Annotated in this window: 18 protein-coding genes and 1 pseudogene; 3 read left to right on the top strand and 16 right to left on the bottom strand. The window is 41.2% G+C overall.

The window, feature by feature from the left end; genetic code table 11:
* Positions 1–11 precede the first annotated feature (11 nt).
* From BuS5_RS01180 to BuS5_RS01140, 9 genes are all read right to left on the bottom strand, one after another.
* Positions 12–614, bottom strand: a complete 603-nt coding sequence (locus BuS5_RS01180; RefSeq protein WP_027352716.1) for an alpha/beta hydrolase — start codon at positions 612–614, stop codon at positions 12–14.
* Between the two features lie 122 nt (positions 615–736).
* A complete protein-coding gene (locus BuS5_RS01175) occupies positions 737–1,174 on the bottom strand; it encodes a response regulator (protein ID WP_027352717.1) in 438 nt (145 codons plus the stop codon).
* A 364-nt stretch (positions 1,175–1,538) separates the two neighbouring features.
* The gene (locus BuS5_RS01170) at positions 1,539–2,966 is read right to left on the bottom strand and encodes a transferase (RefSeq protein WP_027352718.1); all 1,428 of its coding nucleotides are present in this window, start codon (positions 2,964–2,966) and stop codon (positions 1,539–1,541) included.
* A 138-nt stretch (positions 2,967–3,104) separates the two neighbouring features.
* Positions 3,105–3,770 carry a HAMP domain-containing histidine kinase gene (locus tag BuS5_RS01165; protein ID WP_051374517.1) on the bottom strand — a complete coding sequence of 222 codons (666 nt, stop codon included), beginning with the start codon at positions 3,768–3,770 and terminating at the stop codon, positions 3,105–3,107.
* A gap of 8 nt (positions 3,771–3,778) precedes the next feature.
* Complete coding sequence (locus tag BuS5_RS01160) at positions 3,779–4,141, bottom strand: response regulator (protein WP_027352719.1); 363 nt, start codon at positions 4,139–4,141, stop codon at positions 3,779–3,781.
* A gap of 5 nt (positions 4,142–4,146) precedes the next feature.
* Positions 4,147–5,859 (bottom strand): sensor histidine kinase, encoded by a 1,713-nt coding sequence (locus tag BuS5_RS01155; RefSeq protein ID WP_232222993.1) that lies wholly within the window; start codon positions 5,857–5,859, stop codon positions 4,147–4,149.
* Between the two features lie 38 nt (positions 5,860–5,897).
* Positions 5,898–7,124 (bottom strand): response regulator, encoded by a 1,227-nt coding sequence (locus tag BuS5_RS01150; protein WP_027352721.1) that lies wholly within the window; start codon positions 7,122–7,124, stop codon positions 5,898–5,900.
* Positions 7,125–7,142: 18 nt separating this feature from the next.
* Complete coding sequence (locus BuS5_RS01145; RefSeq protein WP_027352722.1) at positions 7,143–9,272, bottom strand: SulP family inorganic anion transporter; 2,130 nt, start codon at positions 9,270–9,272, stop codon at positions 7,143–7,145.
* A gap of 103 nt (positions 9,273–9,375) precedes the next feature.
* Entirely contained in the window at positions 9,376–9,957 is a 582-nt protein-coding gene (locus tag BuS5_RS01140) for a TetR/AcrR family transcriptional regulator (RefSeq protein WP_027352723.1), read from the bottom strand.
* 282 nt (positions 9,958–10,239) lie between these two features.
* On the opposite strand from BuS5_RS01140, the gene BuS5_RS01135 reads away from it, so the two are divergent.
* From BuS5_RS01135 to BuS5_RS01125, 3 genes are all read left to right on the top strand, one after another.
* Positions 10,240–10,689, top strand: a complete 450-nt coding sequence (locus BuS5_RS01135; RefSeq protein ID WP_027352724.1) for an Hsp20/alpha crystallin family protein — start codon at positions 10,240–10,242, stop codon at positions 10,687–10,689.
* 38 nt (positions 10,690–10,727) lie between these two features.
* On the top strand, positions 10,728–13,085 hold the full coding sequence (gene lon, locus BuS5_RS01130) for an endopeptidase La (RefSeq protein WP_035264075.1): 2,358 nt from the start codon (positions 10,728–10,730) through the stop codon (positions 13,083–13,085).
* Between the two features lie 76 nt (positions 13,086–13,161).
* On the top strand, positions 13,162–13,881 hold the full coding sequence (locus BuS5_RS01125; RefSeq protein ID WP_274427944.1) for a septal ring lytic transglycosylase RlpA family protein: 720 nt from the start codon (positions 13,162–13,164) through the stop codon (positions 13,879–13,881).
* Positions 13,882–13,884: 3 nt separating this feature from the next.
* Here BuS5_RS01125 and BuS5_RS20305 read toward each other — a convergent pair whose 3' ends face one another.
* The 7 genes and pseudogenes from BuS5_RS20305 to BuS5_RS01095 form a co-directional block, all read right to left on the bottom strand.
* Positions 13,885–14,322, bottom strand: coding sequence for a helix-turn-helix domain-containing protein (locus tag BuS5_RS20305; protein ID WP_443112717.1), 438 nt, complete (start codon positions 14,320–14,322; stop codon positions 13,885–13,887).
* A pseudogene (locus BuS5_RS01120) lies at positions 14,323–15,411 on the bottom strand (sigma 54-interacting transcriptional regulator); the annotation flags it as partial. It abuts the gene before it with no gap.
* A 10-nt stretch (positions 15,412–15,421) separates the two neighbouring features.
* Complete coding sequence (locus BuS5_RS01115; RefSeq protein ID WP_027352727.1) at positions 15,422–15,862, bottom strand: response regulator; 441 nt, start codon at positions 15,860–15,862, stop codon at positions 15,422–15,424.
* A gap of 159 nt (positions 15,863–16,021) precedes the next feature.
* Complete coding sequence (locus BuS5_RS01110) at positions 16,022–17,173, bottom strand: hybrid sensor histidine kinase/response regulator (protein ID WP_035264078.1); 1,152 nt, start codon at positions 17,171–17,173, stop codon at positions 16,022–16,024.
* 56 nt (positions 17,174–17,229) lie between these two features.
* A complete protein-coding gene (locus BuS5_RS01105) occupies positions 17,230–18,810 on the bottom strand; it encodes an SLC13 family permease (RefSeq protein ID WP_027352729.1) in 1,581 nt (526 codons plus the stop codon).
* On the bottom strand, positions 18,810–19,286 hold the full coding sequence (locus tag BuS5_RS01100; RefSeq protein ID WP_338000280.1) for a response regulator: 477 nt from the start codon (positions 19,284–19,286) through the stop codon (positions 18,810–18,812). The genes BuS5_RS01105 and BuS5_RS01100 overlap by 1 nt, the downstream gene beginning before the upstream one ends.
* Entirely contained in the window at positions 19,240–20,985 is a 1,746-nt protein-coding gene (locus BuS5_RS01095) for a PAS domain-containing sensor histidine kinase (protein WP_035264081.1), read from the bottom strand. The genes BuS5_RS01100 and BuS5_RS01095 overlap by 47 nt, the downstream gene beginning before the upstream one ends.
* Positions 20,986–21,086 lie beyond the last annotated feature (101 nt).

The following is a 21,086-nucleotide window of genomic DNA, read 5'->3' as shown; positions in this document are numbered from 1 at the left end:
ATCGCCCTTCATTATATAAATTTACTCAAAACAGACTCCAATTTTTTTGTATAGCCCCCGTAAAAATGATCCGCTCCGTTAATAATCTCAAGCACGGCTTTTTTGTTCCATACCGGCAGAGCCTTTTTTAGCAGATCAGGCGGTGCATAATCATCAATGCTTCCGGTTACAACCAGTTTTAAGCCCGGGATAGATGTAACCGGCTTAAAATCGATAAAAGCAACCGGAGGAGATAGGAGCACAATATTTTTTATGGATGCATCCTTACATGCTACGAGAGAATTTATCCATGCGCCATAAGAATAACCGGCAAGTTCAACCTGGTTTATACCTGTTGAAGCTATAAATGATAACGCTGAGCGTAAATCCTCCTGTTCGCCCTGGTCATTATCGTAATTCCCCTGGCTTTCCCCAACTCCTCTGAAATTAAAACAAAAAGTCGTATAATTTTTTTTTCTGTATACTTTTTTTATGGATTCCACCACATAATTATGCATATCACCGCCATAAAGCGGATGTGGATGTGTTATAATAATACCTTTATCACTTTCACCTTTATTTAGCAATCCTTCCAGTTTTAGCTCATAGGATTCGAAAAAAACTTTTTTTTCCATTTTTACCTTTTTAAATAAAAACAGGGGTCACGTCTTAATTTCTGACAAGCATCCGGATCACCGGACGGTAAAAAAAATCAGAAATAAAGGCATGACCCCTGTATGGGTTTCTGTATATATATCTATTTTAAAACAGACATGGGAGAGGATATAATCTGTTTTACCTTTGCCTCCCTTATACGTTCGTCATGTTCTGCCTTTCTCTCATAGGCTTTGTCAATTTTAGACAGCAGATCTTCCGTTTCACATGGTTTCTGAAGAAAATCATCAGCCCCAAGTTTCATCCCTTCTATGGCTGTTTCCACTGTTGCCTGTCCGGTCAGCATAATAACTGCAGTCAAGGGCTTTAACTTCTTGATTTCCCGCAGAGCATCTATTCCGCTCATGCCTGGCATGGCCACGTCTAGAATTACCACATCAAAATTATATTTTTTTATTTTTTCAATAGCGCCTTCGCCACTGAAAGCTGTGTTTACGGAATAGTTGCGAATAGATAAACGCTCTGATAATGTTTGTACGAATTCTTTCTCGTCATCAACTATTAATATACGTGTTTGCATGCCTGGCTCTCCTTTTACTTATAAAATTAAGATCATAGCGGATTATTGTGGAGATTCTATTTATTGAGCATATACTAATTAAACTTATGCCATCAGGTATTAGTTGTTAGGTCTTAGCTTTTAGCAGTTAATACATACTAACAGTTAAATGCTAATAGCTGTTCATCATGGATTAGCAAACTAACCCGTGATGAACCTCCTTTTGGAATTAATTATCTGAAAATTTATACATCATTTTCCATTTAGGGCTCGCTCAAAAATAATTCTCAATTGTTTTAAACATATACCCCCAAATGTCAAGTAGTTTTGGCAGACCTGACACATGAAGTTGTCCGCTGGATTTTTAACATTAAAAGAGAAGAATCTATGGCTTAATTTCCATTGTCGGATAAATCCCCTTTAAATCCCCAGCAGGATATGGCTGAATCGTGTTAAATGAGATATTTTGATTTTTTTGAGCATGCCCCCCTGCATTATCATCTGATACATCAAAAAAGGCTCCGTTGGCGTGAAGTATATGATCGATCCTTTCCTGAAAGGCATTAATAAAAATGCCTCCATTTCCTTTAAATTTCATATTTCCCAGTTTAAACTCATTTCTTATCTTTGAAAAGGATTCTAAAGGCATTCCGTTTAATTTTAGATCCTCTGCATTTTTAATATATCCCCATACAATAAAACCGGAAGGAATTATCAAGGGCTCTTCGAGATCAATGATCGTATGAGGCATAACAATACAGCCATCTCCTATAATAAGAGGTTTATCAATTTTACCCCGTACAAAGGAATTAAACCCTACAAAAATCTTCTCGCCCAGTCTTGAATTGATAATTTTTGCTCCATGAGCTGTGATATCATACCCTTCAAGATGAGAATGTATAATATAGCAGTTTTCCTGAACATTTGCTCCCTTTCCAAGACTTGCATCCTCCAAATAAGCTCTTTGTGCTACGAGAACATTTTTACCTATTCTTGTCTGACCTCGTACAACTGAATACCTGTCTAAAGCAGTATTTTTCGGTATGGAAACAGGATTTTTTCTATTGATAAACTCAAAAACATTTTCAAAATCCACTTTTCTGTTTTCAACAAAATCCATTAAAACGCCTATGGGCAAATTTTTTGAATCAAAATCAATATATTTTTTTAAAATTTCTTCAGAAAATTGATAATGGAAATCAAATTTGTCTTTATATGATACCCTTATAGTACCCGGATTCACTTTTTGGTGGGCAAGCTCTTCTACTTGTATATAGGAAAATTCCCCGAAAACACAATCATGAATAGTTGTTAAATCAACTGTACTAAAAGGCCCTAAAAAGCATCCTTCTGTTGATGATCCATGAATATTTGTAAAATGGGTTGAAACTGTATTTTTTATATGAAAAATTTCCAGGCTTTCAGGGTCATGGGAAAAATTATGTACAAGGGTTTTAATCAAAATACTATCAGTTATTTGTATTTCTTCATCATCGTAAACAGGAATTTCATAATCTTTATATTGATAAGTAGTACCTTTACTCTTTAATTCATCTCCTCTTATATCGCTTTTATACAATATTGAATGATCTATTTTACTTTTCCCTAAAAAATAACTGCCGGCAAGGGACGAATTAATGAATTTAAAGCTTAATTTGTGATGAGGCGTTATACCATAAAAAGCGTAAAATTTTGACAATCGACATTTTAAATGTATATCGTCAATATAAGGGTTAACATCAAAATCGAGTTCCCTGAGATTGATGTTGACCCTTTGAATGATCCTTTTTATAAGCGTTTCAATTTGTTTCATGTTTGCGGCCTTTTAAGTAGATGTTTTGTTTTATAGATTTACAGATAAATAATTTCCCTCTATCCTTCCCCATTCAGGCCTTCCCCATTCAGTGTTCGCCAAAAACCATCCCCATCTGTTGGTTTTAAACAGGGCACCTCAAAGATTATGCAGTTTTGGCAAATATAGGATAAGCTCTTTTTCTTCGGCGCTGACTGTCAGTTCAGATTTAAGCATACCAAGCAGGGCTGTTTCCCGGTCGGAAGGAAAAGTATCCGCAAGCTCTGATGTCAAACCTTCAAGCCCGGCAAATCGAATCCGGCCGCCTGAACCTGTTTCTTCGATAAGTATGCTGATTGTCTTGGCCGAACCGGTTATGTTCATAGCGAAATCAAGACAAAGCCATATCAGGTTTTCCAGAAAAAAAGCTGCCGTGCTGATTATTACTATATTTTCAGGTGGCTTAATTTCAATTGTAATGCCGCGCATGGAGGCAAACCTGTGGGAGAGAGTGACCACAAATTCAACGGTTTCCCGCAAATCAAGATCTGCTTTTATTTGATCAATAGTGTGGGAGAAGGTGTTCATATTTCGAACAATTTCATCTGCCCGACGTATTTGTACCAATATTTTTGATGCTACATTTTTCAGGCGCTTCGGGTCAATCGGCATTCCTTTATCAGCCATGATAGTAAAATCGTCTAAAAGCCCGGCATTTTCATTGATAATGGCCAGAACATTGTTGATTTCATGTGAGATCGAAGCTGATATTTTTCCAAAAAACTGAAGGCCTGACTCGCCAATTATGTTGATATCAGAATTCATTAAACACCTCAGTGACTATGTAGAGCCTCTTTTATTTTTTTGATAAGGTCGTCAATATCGACCGGCTTAAACAGGTAGTACTCTTTGCCTACTTCATTCGAAATGGACTGGAAATCATCTTCCGACCCGTGTCCCGTCATGAAAATATATTTCATGTCAGGGCATTTTTCCTGTAATATCTTTTTTAGTTTACGTCCGCCTAATTTGGGTAGCTTTACGTCCAGCACGGCAAGATCAAATTTTCCATCTTTCACCCGCAAAAGAGCTTCCTCCCCTGAGATAACCCACTCCGCGTCTATTCCCCTGATTCCTAAACGTTCTGCCAGAGCCGAGACCAGTTCTTCTTCGTCATCTACCAATAATATTTTCATTTGCCTCAATCCTCATTTTTCTTAGTGTTAAGAGGTAATGTTATCGTAAAGGTCGTTCCTTTGCCGGCTACACTTTCCAAGGCGATTTTACCACCGATTTCGTGAACAAGGCGATGGGTTATAGTTAAACCAAGACCTGTTCCTTTTTTTTGCTTAGTTGAAAAAAAAGGCTCAAAAACAAGATGCCGGAGTGATTCGGGTATGCCGCATCCATCGTCAGAAACTTTTATTTCAACATATTTATCCTTTTTTTTCTTTGCCAATATATCCAGGTGCCCACCGTCATTCATGGCGGCAAAGGCATTGTTGATAAGGTTAAGGAAAATTTGCTGTAGTTTGCCACGATCATTTGTAAAGAGGGGGATATCATCAGCTACATGTAAATTAACTGTTATGCTCCGGTATTCGGCTTCTTTGCCCAAAAATCCAAGTACATCAGATATAACTTTTTTCAGGTTGATGGTTTCAATACTTACATCCATGTGCCGAGCGAAGTTCAATAGGCGTTTTGTGATAGTACCGGCTCGCTTCACAGAAGATAGCACTGAGTCTATAAGTCCGATGATCTTTTCATCATTTTGGTATTCTTTTTTTATTTTGAAAAGATCTTTAATGAGCCCTGCCTTTTCATTGATAATAGCGAGGGGATTGTTGATCTCATGGGCAACACCTGCCGCCAGCCGTCCGATGGACGCCAACCTGTTGGTGAATTCCACCTGATGCAATGTCATGACTCGTTTTGTGTCGGCTAAATGTATCCGGTTTACCAGGTGGGTGGTTATGCTCAAAGTTACTATCAGTATAATTGTTATACTGATACAAAGAAACCATATCAGCACCATCCGGGTATTGAGCCATGTCTCCATAACCTCTTTTTTTTGCTTGACCACCATCAGGATGAACGGGCTGTTTGAAATATATCTGTAGCCGATAATCAGCGGCACGCCATTGGTGCCTCTTCCCTCCAGCACCCTGGTTTTAGGAGCATATCCAGGAACAGGAAGTGATATTTTCTGAAAAACTTTTCCATATAAGCGTGATGGGGTCTGGAGTATTCCGGCATGGTTTATTAGAAATGCATCCCCCTGCCCGGCCATTTCAAGATTGTGGAGAAGGTTGTTGTACTGTTTCGTATCAAGGGTTGCGCGGAATACATAAAAAGAGCCATCAGGCAGGATACGTTTTATTGCGATAACGACATGTGGTATTTTTCTGAATCCCAGGAATACATCGCTTATATATACACCCTGGTCCAAAACCTGTTGATACCAATTCTGTTTACTGTAATTGCGGCCTTCAAGATTGTATGGACCGGCATAAACTTTTTGCCTTCCCCCATGGGTGATAACTCCCAGATCTATAAACCCGCTGAATCCTTTCTTTATGTTATCCAGCAGAGCAGCAAGCCTGGCAGGATCAGTCAAAGACTCAAAAGTGTTGTCACGAACAATAAAATCCAACGCGGATCGGCGTTCAGTTATGAAAAATGAAATACTGCGCTGTGTATTGGATACGAGCCTGGCCGTGCGGAGCATGATATCGGACTCAATCGACTGCTCTGTAACGTTGTAGTCAATCAGTGTTATAGAGATCAGGGGTACCAGGGAGACTCCTGCAATAAGCAGCACTGTCAGGCACCAGATTCGTCGAAAATTGAAGCGGTGTTCTGACTTATGTGGCGACGTATCATGATAATCCCAGAATTTAGGTTTTAACATTTTTGGTATCATTATATTACCATATCAACCTGCGAGCCCTAAGCGCGCTGGTTAAAGTTTTTCCGCATTTTTTCATTTGCCTGTTTGATTGTATCGCTCAATAGTTCGATATCCACAGGTTTATGCATATATGCGAAGGCACCCAGATCCATGCAAGTTTTTTTATCTTGCTCTGAACCGTGGCCGGTGAGGATGATGACTTCTACGTCAGGATTTGTTGATTTTACCCTGCGTAACACTTCAATTCCGTCAATGCCGGGCATTTTGAGATCGAGTATCATGACTTCAGGTTCTTCGTCATTGATCAGGTCGAGGGCTGACTCGCCATCGTATGCTACAGCAGAACCCATATCACGCATGAGCAAACGCTCGGACAAGGTCTGCACAAACTCTCTCTCGTCGTCAACCAGCAGAACTTTTGAGGGCATCTCGAAATCGTATTTCCTGTAGCTGTCAGTCCGGTAATATCCCTCTCCAACCTCTGTTTTCACAGAGCGAACATCAGGGATTTTTTCGGCTATAGATTTAAGCTCATCCTCCAGTCGGCTCAGCATCAGGACGTGTTTGTTAATCGTAATTGTGACAATGCCGTTCTTGGCGCTGACACCTACATTATGCCCCTCATCAGCCAAAGCTACTTCGGCTTTAGCTGCAAGAAGAAAATCCGCGACAGCATTTTTTGTTATATCAGTATGCTGAAGGGCTTCTTTTTTTGCATTATCCCTGATAAGAGCTGCCGCATTCTTGACATCTGTTTTATCCATAGGGATTACCAAATCATAAATTTCGGGATCCCATGGATCCTTGATTTTAAACAGGATATCAATCCATGCGCCCCTGTTGCCATCCTGCTTGTGGATTAATGTGGTCGCTTCTTTTTTTGTCAGCCCATCCTTTTCATATGCCCGGGAAACCCTGTATTGCATATCTGCAATAAGGCAAACCCTTAAAATATGACTGATATTTTGAGAAACCAGCTGGGACGTGAATCCGGTAATAAGCAGATTATCTTCTGCAAGCATTTCAGCTATGGTCAGCCTGAGATAGGCAATGGAACGTTCCTTTTCGTGGGTGAATTTATTAAAGATGGAAGGCCTGGATGAAAAGGCCTTCGTTATTTTAACTTCGGATATGCCGGAGCCGGCTGCTGCGCGGACAACAATATCTTTATCGGTAATCAATTTGAATCCGCTGCCTGAAATAATCTCTTGCGCTACGGCGTCTTCATTACAAAAGCTGCCACTGAATATCGTAATATTAGACATTTATCTTTCCTTTTTTTATTAATCAGTCAAGCAAGATACGTTCATGAGTGGACATGTATCTTCCCACTCATCCTTGTGAGCCTGGGAGTGGATTATATTTAAAGCATTTTCCATGGTCGGATAGATATGGTCCTCGCCGATTTTAGCTAATAAGTGGGTGCGCTTCATAATCTTCATAACCGTCTCATTCACACCACTAAAAGAAATATCTATACCAGAGCTTCTTACGTTGTCAATAAACAAGGATAATGTATCCTCACCCGATGCGTCAATATCACTAATCCCGTTGGAAACAAGTATTATATGTTTAAGTTTTTTCTTCCTGCGCAAAAGTTCCATGGCCTGATCTTCGATATGGCTGGCGCTGGCAAAGAAAAGGGGACCTTCAAAACGAATCATGGCTACAAACTCGCATTCTTCGAGGCCGTGTTCAATGTAATCCCGTAGAGATTTATCCGGAGCCCTTGAAAGAGAGGAAAGAGTCGGCCTCATGCTCTTGAATAAAAATACGAGCAAAGAAAGTGCAACTCCGATTTCAATCCCTTTTTCTAAATGAGGCGCAAACATAAGCGTACAGATAAATGAAATTATGGAAATAGCCCCGTCGTACCACTGAACTTTCCAGGCATGAATAAAACCGGAGATATTAACAAGTCCTATAACCGCCATCATAATAACAGCCGCCAGCACCGACTGCGGGAGATTATAGAGTAAAGGGGTAAAAAACAGGAGCACAATAATAACAGCAATACTTGCAAAGACGTTCGATAATCCGGATACCGCCCCGGCCTGCAGGTTGACCGCAGATCTGGAAAAAGATCCTGAAACAGGATAACTCTTTCCAACTGAACCGATAATATTGGCGATACCTTGACCTATCAATTCCTGGTTGGGGTCGAGCCTTTGGCCTGTTTTTGCAGCCATTGCCTTTGCAATAGAGATTGCCTCCATAAAACCCAGCAGTGAAATTATGGCTGTAAAGGGTAAGAGGTGTAAAATAATTTTAAAGTCTAATTCAGGGACGGTTAACTCGGGCAGTCCCTTGGGGATCACGCCTATCACTGCGCCGCCACCGGTAATTAACAGCTTGTCCGGATCAAGACTACTGTTGCCTACCTTGATTCTCCATTCCCGGCCATCGCCCTTGACGCCGGGTGGAAGTGTTCCTTTGGAATAAAATTTTATGGAACCATCAGGCTGTTCTACGCCCTCAAATAATAAACCCCTGATAACTTTACGGCAATGGTGTATTTTTTTTTTAAAAATATTTATATTTTCATTAAGCACTTTAAAATTATGTTCAGCATCGAGCAAGGCTATTATATCGTGGGATTTGCCGGCTTGATCCAGTGCAAAATTAACCTTGGATCGCTCATTGGCAAGCTTAGTTGCAGTATCTACGTTTTTATTAAAATCCGCAATCAGCGCCCGGGCATCCAGAAATTCTATATCTTTGATATCTACAACCAGGTTATGTTCAAAACCGATTGCCCATGAGATAAGTATGGTTACCACTACCGCTACGAGGACATTAGGTATTTTGGGCGATATTTTACGCAGGCCATACATAATACCAAAAGCCAGCAGGCCTAATAGCAAAGTAGGCCAGTGGGTATAATGAAAGGCTGCCTGGCAGACTCGCCATATCGTTTCATAGTGGTGTTCAGCCTTGTCAACATAACAACCGAACATTTTTGACAATTGGGATGAGGCAATAATAATGGCGGCCGCGTTTGTAAATCCATTAACAACAGGATGGGAAAGAAAATTAACAATAAGGCCCAGCTTGCATACGCCAAGAATAAACTGGAAGGCGCCGACCATAAAGGCCAGCAAAATAGCATAAGCTATATATCCTTCACTTCCTGCAGTAGCCAGGGGCTCAAGAGAGGCGGCCGTCATGAGTGAAACTACAGCTACCGGTCCTGTAGCCAGTTGGCGGCTTGAACCGAACAATGATGCCAGCATGGGCGGCAGAAACGATGCATAGAGACCGTAATATGGCGGCAATCCCGCCAATTGCGCGTAAGCCATGGATTGGGGGATTAAGACCAGGGCCACTGTAAGTCCTGAAAGAGCATCTATTCTCAGGCTGTCAGAGCCGTAATTTTTAAACCAGCCAAGAAAAGGGAAAATTTTATTGAGCATTGTTTATTACCTCTATACTTGTGAGATTAATTATCTGAAAATCAATAAAAGTAAATGCAAACTGATAATCCTCTCAATTTCTGGGTTAGACTCAAAATAGGGGTTAACTCTTTTGCAGCATCCTTCTCACTGACTCAATTAATTCCCCATAAAGAGCGTCAGCATGATAAAGGTTATATGTGTTCAAGCGCACAAGACCATCGACCATACTGAGGACTATTAATGAAGCTTTTTTGGCGGGCATATCACGGATGGATCCATCTTTTTGACCGCGCAGCACGGCACGTTCAAAGATATTTAATAAACACGTATAAATAGTGTCAAGATAACCCCTGCAGACCGGATTTGCCTCCGCAAGCTCATAAGCATCATGCCGGTGAAGAAGAAGAAATCTGTCCTCCATGGTGCCGGCTAAATCAAGATAAAAAGCTACTGCCTTTTCTATCGTGTCAAGGCCGTTTTTGAATTCATTCTCTCTAATGTACAGCTCGAATTCATCTGTAATATCTTTTTTAAATTTTTCAAGAATATACAGGAAAAGTTCTTCCTTGTTTTTGAAATGATAAAAAATTGTACCTTCAGCCGCCCCTGTCAGTGTTGAAATCTCAACCATGCGTGTATCCTTGAATCCTTTGCGGGAGAAAAGGTATGTTGCGGCCTGAATAATAGCTTCTTTTTTAGACATAATGCTTTTTTTATAAAAATCAAAAATTGATTGAGTAGTCAGTCGATTTTTATAAAAAATAATTTTTCTATAAAAATGTCAAGAAAAATCAGAATAAATCTAAAAACTTTTCTTTACAATTTTATCCATACTTATATATAAAAGATCTTTAGGGTAGCTATAATTGTTACATCCTCCTGATTCCGAACAAAAAAGCATGGTTCGGGATAGGCGCTGGCAACATAAATGTGTAGTATGGTTTTGGGGAATTTTTACGGGTAGGTCCTTAATATTCAGGAGTTAATGATGGATTATATCAAAATAAGGTTTACCAGAGATTTTGAGCGGACAGGGTCGAATTTTGAAAGAACAATAGAAGAAATGCTTCGATCCTTAAACCCGGTTTTTACCCTTTCCGAGCGTTTATGGAAACCTCAAATGGATATTTACGAAACCGGCGATGAGATAATAGTGCTGGCTGAAATTGCAGGGGTTAATAAGGAAGATCTGGAGGTAGAGATCAGCAGCAAGGCTATTAAAATTTCAGGTGAGCGTGCTGTTACCCAGCGTATTGATGGTGCGGTTTACCGGCTTGCAGAAATTCAATATGGAAAGTTTGAGCGTCTGCTTTTTCTTCCGGCTCTTATAGATCCCGAGACAGTATCGGCATCATATTTAAACGGTATGCTGCAGATCAGATTATCCAAGATTTCTATGGACAAGACTCAAAAAATTACAATATCAGACGAATAATTTGTGTCTTTTATTGTAAAAAAAAATTGGAGGTTAAAATGACAGAGCCTAGCCAGGCCATGGACTTCGGCACTGAAAAAATTCCTGACAACCTTTCTATCCTTCCATTGTTTGATACAGTTCTTTTTCCAAAAATGGTTTTGCCTTTTGTGGTAATGCAGGAAAATTCTCTCAGGCTTATTGATGATGCAATGTCAAAAGATCGTATTATCGGATTTATTGCATCCAAACAGCCGATTGATTCAAAAACCGAATCAGAATCAAAGGATGATCTTTATGACGTAGGCACAAGCGCTCTTATATTGAAAATGGCAAAAATAGAAAACAACAAGGCTCAATTGCTTGTTCAGGGGCTGGGAAGGTTCAGGATTAAAGAATATAACCAAACAGAGCCTTATCTTCTTGCCAATGTGGTCCATATTGAGGATGAAAAAAAGACAGGCAAGGAGATTGAAGCTTTAACAACTAATATTTCGGGTCTCTTCACAAAGATTGTTCAACTATCCCCCGGCCTGCCCCAGGAACTTGGCGTAATGGCACAATCAGTTCAGGAAGCGGGCGTCTTTGCGGATATGGTTGCTTCCATAATAAATTCAACCAGGGATGAAAAACAGAAAATTCTGGAAATCTATGATATAAAAGATCGGTTAAAGGAGGTTACCCGCCTTGTTAATCACCAGCTGGAGATCCTGGAACTGGGCAACAAGATCCAGACCCAGGTAAAGGGCGATATGGACAAGAGCCAAAGGGAATATTATCTGCGGCAGCAGCTTAAAGCTATAAAAGAGGAACTCGGCGAAAAGGATGCATCCTCTGTGGAAATTGATGAATACAGAGCTAAAATTGAGGAAATCAAACTTCCGGAAATTGCTTTGAAAGAAGCGGAGCGGGAACTCAACCGACTTGGCCGCATGCATCCCTCTTCATCCGAATATACGGTTGCCTCTACTTATCTTGACTGGATTACAAGTTTGCCATGGAATAGCAGCACTGCAGATAATCTTGATCTTGATAAGGCGAAAAAAATTCTGGAAGAGGATCATTTTGGTCTTGAAAAACCGAAAAAAAGAGTTATCGAATATTTAGCCGTGCGCAAATTAAAACCTGAATCGAAGGGGCCGATTTTATGCTTTTCCGGCCCTCCGGGCACCGGTAAAACATCTTTGGGACGTTCCATTGCAAGAGCGCTGGGGCGCAAATTTATACGCATATCGCTGGGCGGGGTCAGGGATGAGGCTGAAATAAGGGGCCACCGGCGTACTTATGTGGGAGCGCTGCCCGGCAGGATTATACAGGGAATAAGAAGGGCTGAATCGAACAATCCTGTTTTTATGCTGGATGAAATTGATAAAGTAGGCAGCGATTTCCGGGGCGATCCATCATCCGCCCTGCTTGAGGTGCTGGACCCGGAACAAAACTTCTCCTTTTCGGATCATTACCTTGATGTTCCGTTTGATCTGTCCAAGGTAATGTTTGTCACAACCGCCAATATTCTTGACACCATTCCTTCCGCTTTGCTGGACAGGATGGAAGTATTGCAGCTTTCCGGTTATACCCTGGATGAAAAGATCAAAATAGCAAATAAATATCTCATACCGCGCCAGAGAGAAGCCCATGGGCTGAAAGCCGGACATATAAAATTTACAAAGGGGGCTGTTAAGGATATAATTTCAGCTTATACCCGGGAAGCCGGATTAAGAAACCTGGAAAGAGAAATCGCAACTATATGCCGCGGGGTTGCAGTATTGGTAGCCCAGGAGAAAGTAGAAGCTGTAACGGTTAAAAAGCAGGATATTTTTGAATATCTTGGCCCTGTCCGCTTTTCTACCGAGGAACGTTCCCGAGTCTCAACTCCGGGTGTGGCCTTGGGCCTGGCCTGGACACAGGCCGGAGGGACATTGCTCTTTATCGAGGCTACGGCCATGAAGGGAAAAAAAGCGCTCACCCTGACCGGACAACTTGGTGATGTTATGAAGGAATCCGCTTCAGCCGCTTTGAGTTTTATAAGAACACATGCAAAACGTCTTGGAATTGATGAAGATTTTTTTGAAAAACATGATATACATATCCATGTTCCTGCCGGAGCGATTCCAAAAGACGGGCCTTCGGCCGGAGTAACCATGTTGACTGCAATGGTCTCCATGATGACCAACAAACCAATTAGGAAAAATTTAGCAATGACAGGTGAAATTACCCTTAGAGGGAAGGTCCTTCCGGTTGGTGGTATCAAGGAAAAGGTTCTGGCAGCTCACAGATCAGGAATTAAAACAATTATTTTACCTGCATGGAACAAAAAAGATATGGACGATATACCCAAAAAGGTACAGAACGATATTGAGTTTGTCTTTGCTGAAAAGATGATTGATGTTTTGAAAGTTGCCCTTGCTAAACAATAATGAGGCCTGCAGATTGAATAAAACCTTTTTTCTGGTTTGTATAATATCTTTTTTTTTAATAAATAGCTGCACAACTGTGGAACCTGTCAGTAGACCCGCCCGTCAGCTTCCTGCACCAGTCGGCAAAAAAAAACCTTATATCAAATCTTATACCAAATTTTATAGAATAGGCTCCAACTGGTACCAGCCATTAGCTCATGCCCGCGGCTTTACCCAGATCGGGAAAGCATCCTGGTATGGGAAAAAATTTCATGGCAGGAAAACCGCAAGCGGAGAGATCTATAACATGCATGCAATTTCAGCAGCGCATAAAACACTTCCCCTGGGTACCTGGGTCAGTGTGTCTAACCTGGACAATAATAAAAAGATAAATGTAAGGATCAATGATCGCGGGCCTTTTGTTAAAGGGAGAATAATAGATCTTTCATACGCTGCCGCAAAAAAAATAGGGATAGTAGGGCCAGGGACTGCACGCGTAAGGATAGTTGCGCTCGGGCAGGAACGACAACAGAATGCCGCAACAATTGAATCCGGATCTGGTTTTGTTCCGCTGGACTATTACAAGGGCAACTTTACCCTGCAGATCGGAGCATTCAGCGATTTAAACAATGCTGAAAAATTAAAAAAAGAGCTGGATCCAATTTACAAAAATGTTCACGTCACTCTATTTGACACTGGAGATAGTACCATTTACAGGGTGAGAGCGGGGAAATGCGCCACCCTGGAGCAGGCCGCAAAATATGAAGATATACTTATAAAGCAAGGCTTCCATGATGTGTTTACTATTGCGGAATAAAAATTATCGGTAATCACGGTAGTTGATCATATTTTTTTTGGACTTGTAATTAAATTTTCTAACCGTGGTTTTCAGCATCTGAGCTGCCAAGGTTGCATTTCCGCGTGTATTCTTGAGAGCATCAATTACCATATCTTTTTCCAGGGCAGCTACAGCAGCATCAAGAGTGAGGGACGTCAATGTATTAGTCTCTGAACCTGCCTGAAGGGTCGGAGGCAGGTGATAGGTATGTATTACGCCCTCTTCACCACACAACAACACCGCACGTTCAATGCAGTTTTCAAGCTCTCTGACATTCCCGGGCCAATGATAAGCCATGAGCATATCTATGGCGGGAGTTGAAAATCTTCGAGTTTCCCTAAAATTTTCCTTGGCGTATTTTTCCAGGAAATGGTCTGCAAGAAGAAGGATATCAGTCTTGCGCTCTCTGAGAGGGGGTATGTAAATCGGAAATACGTTAAGCCGATAATAAAGGTCTCCCCGGAAGGTGTCATTATCAACGGCTTTCTCAAGATTTTTGTTGGTTGCCGTAATTATGCGCACATCAATCTTTATTGTTCTGATACCCCCGATACGCTCAAACTCTTTTTCCTGGAGCACACGGAGAAGGTTTACCTGTGTATTAAGATCAATGGAACCTATTTCATCAAGAAAGAAAGTTCCTTTGTGCGCTAATTCGAATTTCCCTTTTTTTTGATTTAAAGCTCCGGTAAAGGCTCCTTTTTCATGCCCGAAAAGTTCGCTTTCAATCAGATTAGATGGTAATGCAGCGCAATTTACCTTGATAAAAGGCTAATTGGCCCTCGGGCTGTTATAGTGAATGGAGTTGGCCACTAATTCCTTGCCGGTTCCACTTTCTCCGCGAATAAGAACGGTTGCATTGCTTCTGGAAACCTGAGAGATCATCTGGAAAACTTCTCTCATCTTGTTGCTGTTTCCTATAATATTGGTTATTTTATATTTATTCTCAAGTTCATCTTTTAGTCGTTTGTTTTCACGTCTTAGATGTTCTTTTTCCAGGCGGATTGTTTCCAGGTTGCCGACATGTCTTGCAATCATGGTGGCTATTACAAGCAGGAGTCGTTTCCCTTCACCAAGCTTATAAGCTTCATCGTATGGTTTATCTACGCTGAGAGCCCCTATCACCTGCTTATTCTTGATCACAGGTACACAGATGAATGACAATTCCTGATTTTGGGCGATTTTTCTTGAAGCCGTTCTGTCGAGGAAAAGTGGTTCTTCGCTTATTTTGGGAATTGTGACAGCCTTACCTGCCTGTATAACCTTTCCTGTAACACCTTCGCCTAGTTTATATTTCCCCTTTTCCATGGCGTTTACGGAAAATCCGTGAGCAACCTCGATATTTATTTCATTGCGTAACGGGTCGAGAATTGATATTGTGCCATGCATCATATTCATGAAATCAGACAGGATATCAAGAACTGCATAAAGAGATTTTTTCAGGTCAAGATGCCTGTTAAGCACCTTGCTGATTTCATAAAACAGGGATATTTCTTCCAGACGTTTCATAAATTACGCTTCATGATCCGCCGGTTTTTCTTAAAAGAGATTTTGCTTCCGCCATCCTGATACGATCTTCCTGTTCATCCTTTCTCTTTCTGGCGGCCTCCAGTTTTTGAGACAAATCACTGAAATCGGCGGGTTTTAACAGATAATCAAAAGCTCCTAACTTCATCCCTTCCACAGCGGTTTCAGTGCTGCCATGGCCGGTCAACATGATGACCTCAACAAGGGGAAATCTTTTCTTGATCTCTTTGAGCGTTTCAATGCCATCCATACCGGGCATCTTGATATCCAGGATAACAACATCAATATTGTTTTTATCTAAAGTTTCGAGGCATTCCTGGCCGCTATAAGCTGATTTAACCTTTTCTCCCGTCTCCTGCAGCCTTAAGGAAAGCATCTCAATCAAATCTTTCTCGTCATCAACTAAAAGTATTTTGGTCGGTATTTTAACCATGACTTTTCCTCTCCATCAAAAAAACAAATTTTTTTTAACGATCATTTATCTATAGATTTTCAGATAATTAATTGCACAAGCCCAGAGGGGGTAAGGGTTCAAAATCTTGAACCCCTACTCCGACGACCGATAACGCAGTGAAATTATTTATGTGAACATCTATATTTCATAATATTTAGGTAGAGTTATATTAAAACTCGTTCCGTGCCCCAGTCGGCTCTCCACCTCAATCCGGCCGCCAAGTTTATTAATAATACTCCTAGTAACAAACAGCCCCAGGCCTGTGCCCTGACCCGGACTTTTTGTGCTGAAAAACGGCTCGAAAATCTTGTCAAGATTCTCTTTCGGAATACCGGTTCCGGTATCACGAACAGTCAAAACTATATCATCTACATCAGCTTTAAGTATTATGGTAATTTCGCCCCCTGTATCCATGGAATGCGCGGCATTTGTCAGCAGGTTGATCAAAACCTGCCGGACCTGATATGGGTCGCTCCAGATAGTGCAGGCCGATTCTTCCATTTCATAAAAAAATTGAATATTTCTGTTTTTGGTCTCCTGCCCCAGGAGTTCCACAGCTTCCCTAGCCAATTCCTTAAGGTCAACCTGGGTAAATACCGAATTGTTTTTCCTGACAGTCTCCAAAAGCTGGTGGGTTATTTTCCTGGCCCGGTCGACACCCTTTTCAATCTTGCCCAGGGCTTTTTCAAAATCTTTTTTGCGGGGCATCTCCGCCAATTCATCCTTTTGTAAAATAAGCCTCATCCATCCGACTGATTCATTGATGATCGCCAGGGGATTATTGATTTCATGAGCCACGCCAGCCGATAAAGTTCCCAGCGAAGCCAGCCTCTCGGTAGCTATCATCTGCTGCTCCATGCTGGCTCGGAATTCTGCGTCTTTACGTTTTTCTTCTTCCCGTATTATTTTATTATAAGCTTGTTTGATTTTGCTTAGTAAATGCTCAAACTCTATCGGCTTGCTCAAATAATCAAAGGCTCCGGACTTGATTCCCGATATACCGTCAGATGTTACCGCATGACCAGTTAAAAGTATAACCTCTGTTTCAGAAAACTTTTCTTTTATATGACGCAGGGTCTCAATGCCATCCATGCCGGGCATCTTTACATCCAGCACAACTATATCAACGGCTTTATTTTCCAGAAGGGCCAGGCACTCATTCCCGCTTCCTGCTTCTTCGGGAGCAAAGCCTCTTTTTTTCAGACGTTTTGCAATTGTTTTCCTAAAATCTTCTTCATCATCCACAAGCAGCAGGCGGATATTGCTATTTACTGTTATATCTGTTCGCATAAATCAGATGCCTTTTTTCCCATGTCCCAGGCCGCGTTTTTTAATACGGCTTTGATTTATATCAGCCCCAAAAACTTCCACCAGATTGATGCAGCCAGAATAAGAATCACGAGTAAAACAGGTGTAGCGACAGCGCCGACCTTGGTAAGATCGGATGATTTAAAATATCGATAACTGTATGCAATGGCATTCGGCGGACAGCCGATTACCAGCAGCATGGCAAAAGATGTCGCTGTTCCGAGGCATAAAGCCAGCACCCTGGGATCTACTCCTTCCAGCTGCGCCATGGGGATAACAATCGGCAATATCAGCGCAGCAGCAGCAACATTCGCCATGGCGTTTGTAACCAGGGCTCCAAAAACAGCCACACCTGCAAATAGAAGCAGCCAGCCTCCGCCCTGAACTAACGGGAAAAAAAGGTTGGCAAAATAATTGGCCGCGCCTGAATAACCCATTGCCAGACCAAGAGATATACCTCCGCCAAAAATAAAGAGAGATGTCCCCCATTCGAGGTTGTCATTGATATCTTCCCATTTCAGAACGCGGAACAAGACTAAAGCAGTAACGCCCAGCATACCGGTTACAGAATAATGTATGCCGTGAAGGCCCTTGGTAAACCAGAATGCAAGGGTCAGACCTATAATAATAAGAGTCTTTTTTTCAACAGCAGTCCAGGGACCCAGTTTCTCATCAAATTCAGGCAGCTTGAATTTAGGATCGGGCCGGAAAACCATATATACCAAACAGACTGCAACGGGCACTGTAATTATGGCCAGCGGCATGGCATACTTTATCCAGTCAAAAAAAGTGATTTCAACACCTGTAAACTCCTTTAGAAAAGCTGCCGCCACCATACATCGGCCGCCTCCCATTAAACTCCCCATACCTCCACAGGAACATGCGAAGGGCAGGGAAAGCAACATAAACTTGGCTGTCCTGGAATGGGGTTCAATACCGACAGCTTTCATCAGTGGCAGCATTGTTACGATCCCTATGGCGCATGCTGCCGCATCATGCATAAAAGAAGATGATATTCCCAGACCTATGGCGATAATGAATGTGAACTTGGTTACACTGCTTCCGGCCATCTTGATTATAAAATACCCCAGGCGTTTCGTAATACCGGCCTTATCCAGCGTAATGGCAAATATCAGGCAGCACATTATAAAAACAACCACCGGGTGCATGTACGGGGCCCAGGCCTGTTTGACATCGCAGATGTTCATGACTACCAGTAAAACACCTATACATATTGCTGTAATTTCAAGGGGTATCGGTTCGGCAACAAACATGAAAACCAGGACTATAAGTACGGCCAGAAATCTTTTCGCCCTGGGGGAAAGGCCATCGACATAATATACCTGAAGCCCCTCTATTCCTAATTCTGATGCCTGCTCCTTGAGAAAATCTCCGGTCGCCTCGGGAGTGCCGGGATTTTTTGACTTTATAATATATTCTCCCGCAACTCCTTCTTTTTCCGGCTCAAAAGTAAAGTATTCATTAATATTTTGAAATAACACTTTGTTTTCATCGCCGGTTATCTTGAATTTTGTTCCCTCGGGTCTAGGCAACAATAAAATAATAATTCCCAGTAAAACCGCTATACAAAGCTGAAACTCCTTGGTTTTTAAAAACATTATTTCTCCCTGTTCAATCCCTTTTCATTTATTATTTTTTCTTTCCTTATCTTAAAGGCTTCCTGAATCTTATCGACAAGTTCTCCGAAATCACACGGCTTGGTCAGGTAATCTACAGCCCCCAAGGCAATCCCGTCCCTGGCCGCCTCTTCGGAACCGTGACCGGTTAGCATGACCACGGAAAGATCCGGAGCCATGGTCTTGAATATCTTTAAAACTTCAATCCCATTCATATCCTCCATCTTCAGATCCAAAACAGCCACATCAAATTTTTTTTTCCTGAGCACCTTAATGGCTTCAGCGCCGCTGTAAGTCGTAGCTACATCAATATTTCTTTTTCGCAATCTTTTTGAAATAACATTTGCAAACCCCTTCTCATCATCTACAAGGAGAAGCCTGATCGGTTCAGGGTTGCCGGATTTTTCCGAATCAGTCTGATTCTTTTTTGCTGCATTCTCTGACATCATCTTTTCCATCTATACAACTGCTTTTTTTGTCAAAAGGTAATTTAATCTTAAATGTTGTTCCCACATCTATTAAGCTCTCGGCTTCTATGTCACCGCCCATTTTTTTTATGATACCGTAACAAATAGAAAGCCCCAGGCCGGTACCTTTACCAACAGGTTTGGTTGTAAAAAAAGGATCAAATATTCTTTCAAGATTGGCGGCCGGAATTCCTGCACCGTTATCCGAGATTTTTATCTCAACATAATCGTCTGACAGTCTGCTCTCTATGTTGAGAATTCCGCCCTTATTCTCCATGGCATCAAGGGCATTATTTATCAGATTAAGAAATACCTGTTGCATTTCCGAATGGGACAAACGTATTTCCGGCAGATCATTATCTAAAATCGTATTAATTTCAACATTGCTGTATTTAGCTCTTTGCGCTGAAAGCGCAACCATATCTTCAAGAAGTTCATTTACTTGCAACTCAGTAATTCTGCTATCGGTTTTTCTTGCAAAACTCAATAATTTATGGGTTATCTCCTTGCAGCGTTTTCCCTGGGTATTGATCTGCTTCAGAGCCCTTTGAAATTCATCGAAATTCTCGGATTCTTCAAATTCCTCTTCCTCCAGCAGATCTTCTATCCAGCCCGCTTCTTCAACCATAATAGCAACAGGGTTGTTGATTTCATGGGCAATCCCGGCCGCCAATTCACCTACAGTTGCCAGTTTGCCGGTTTCTATTACCTTCTCATTCATTGCCTGACTTTCAGTGTCGGATTTTTTAATCCGTCTGACTACATTTTTTGAGAACAAAACGGCATAAAGAATAACGCATAGGACAGTTACCAATATTAACATTACGGCAATATTTCGGGCGTGGTTAAAGTCGGAAAAAGCATCCCCTGCGTCCTGCTGATACAACAGAAGCCAGTCGCCATTTTTGAGGAATGATGCCACATATATCTTGTCAGTACCTGAATCATCGGTTCTTTCAAAAACATAGTCTTCACATTCGTTATTCATGCAGCACTTTAAAAAGTTTAAAATATTTTCCTTGCTGGCCGTAGAGTCGAAAAATGATTTTGTTTGAAAATCTCCTTTTTTATTAATTATAAACGCAAATCCTGTTTTTCCTATACGGAGATTTTTCACTAATGAGTTGAATGCTTTAAAATCGATGGTGGCCCTTAAAATCCAGTATCTGCCTTCCCACTTCTGCCTGACCGCAATGATAAAATGGGGATGCTCACGCAAACCTAAAAAAACATCGCTGATAAAATATCGGCTGTGAATAGCATTTGTAAACCATTCAGCTTTTGAATAATCGGCTTTCAGCAGCTTAAACGGCCCTGCATAAGCAACCTGAAGACCCTTGTCGTCAATCACCCCCAAATCCACAAAGACTGCATCAAATCCCTGGCGCAGCAAGGCCAGTTTATTTTCTAAAAATAATTCATTACTTAAGTCAGGATAGGAAAATAATTTTGATACTACCTGGATATCATTCAATTTTTCAGTCAAAAAGCTATCGATATTCTGTTTATGCTTTAATACAAGTTCTACTAAATGGGCGTGAACTTTCTTATGATTTGCTTTCTGAAACTGAAAAAGAATAATACAACTGACTATAAAAATCGGGATGAGTGACATTATGGTGATTTGAAAAATCACTTTCCTGCCAAGCGACTGGTAATAAACATTGTCGGATTTTTTGTTGGGTTTCATACTTTTAGGTTTGTTTTGTACTAATCTACTCCATTATATTTTTATGATTAATTTTTTTTTCAGGCTGGTCAGGATCAAATTAAAAATATAATTTTTTTTTA

Source organism: Desulfosarcina sp. BuS5 (genome assembly GCF_028752835.1).
Classification (GTDB): domain Bacteria; phylum Desulfobacterota; class Desulfobacteria; order Desulfobacterales; family BuS5; genus BuS5.
This window is presented reverse-complemented; position numbering and strand designations above follow the sequence as displayed.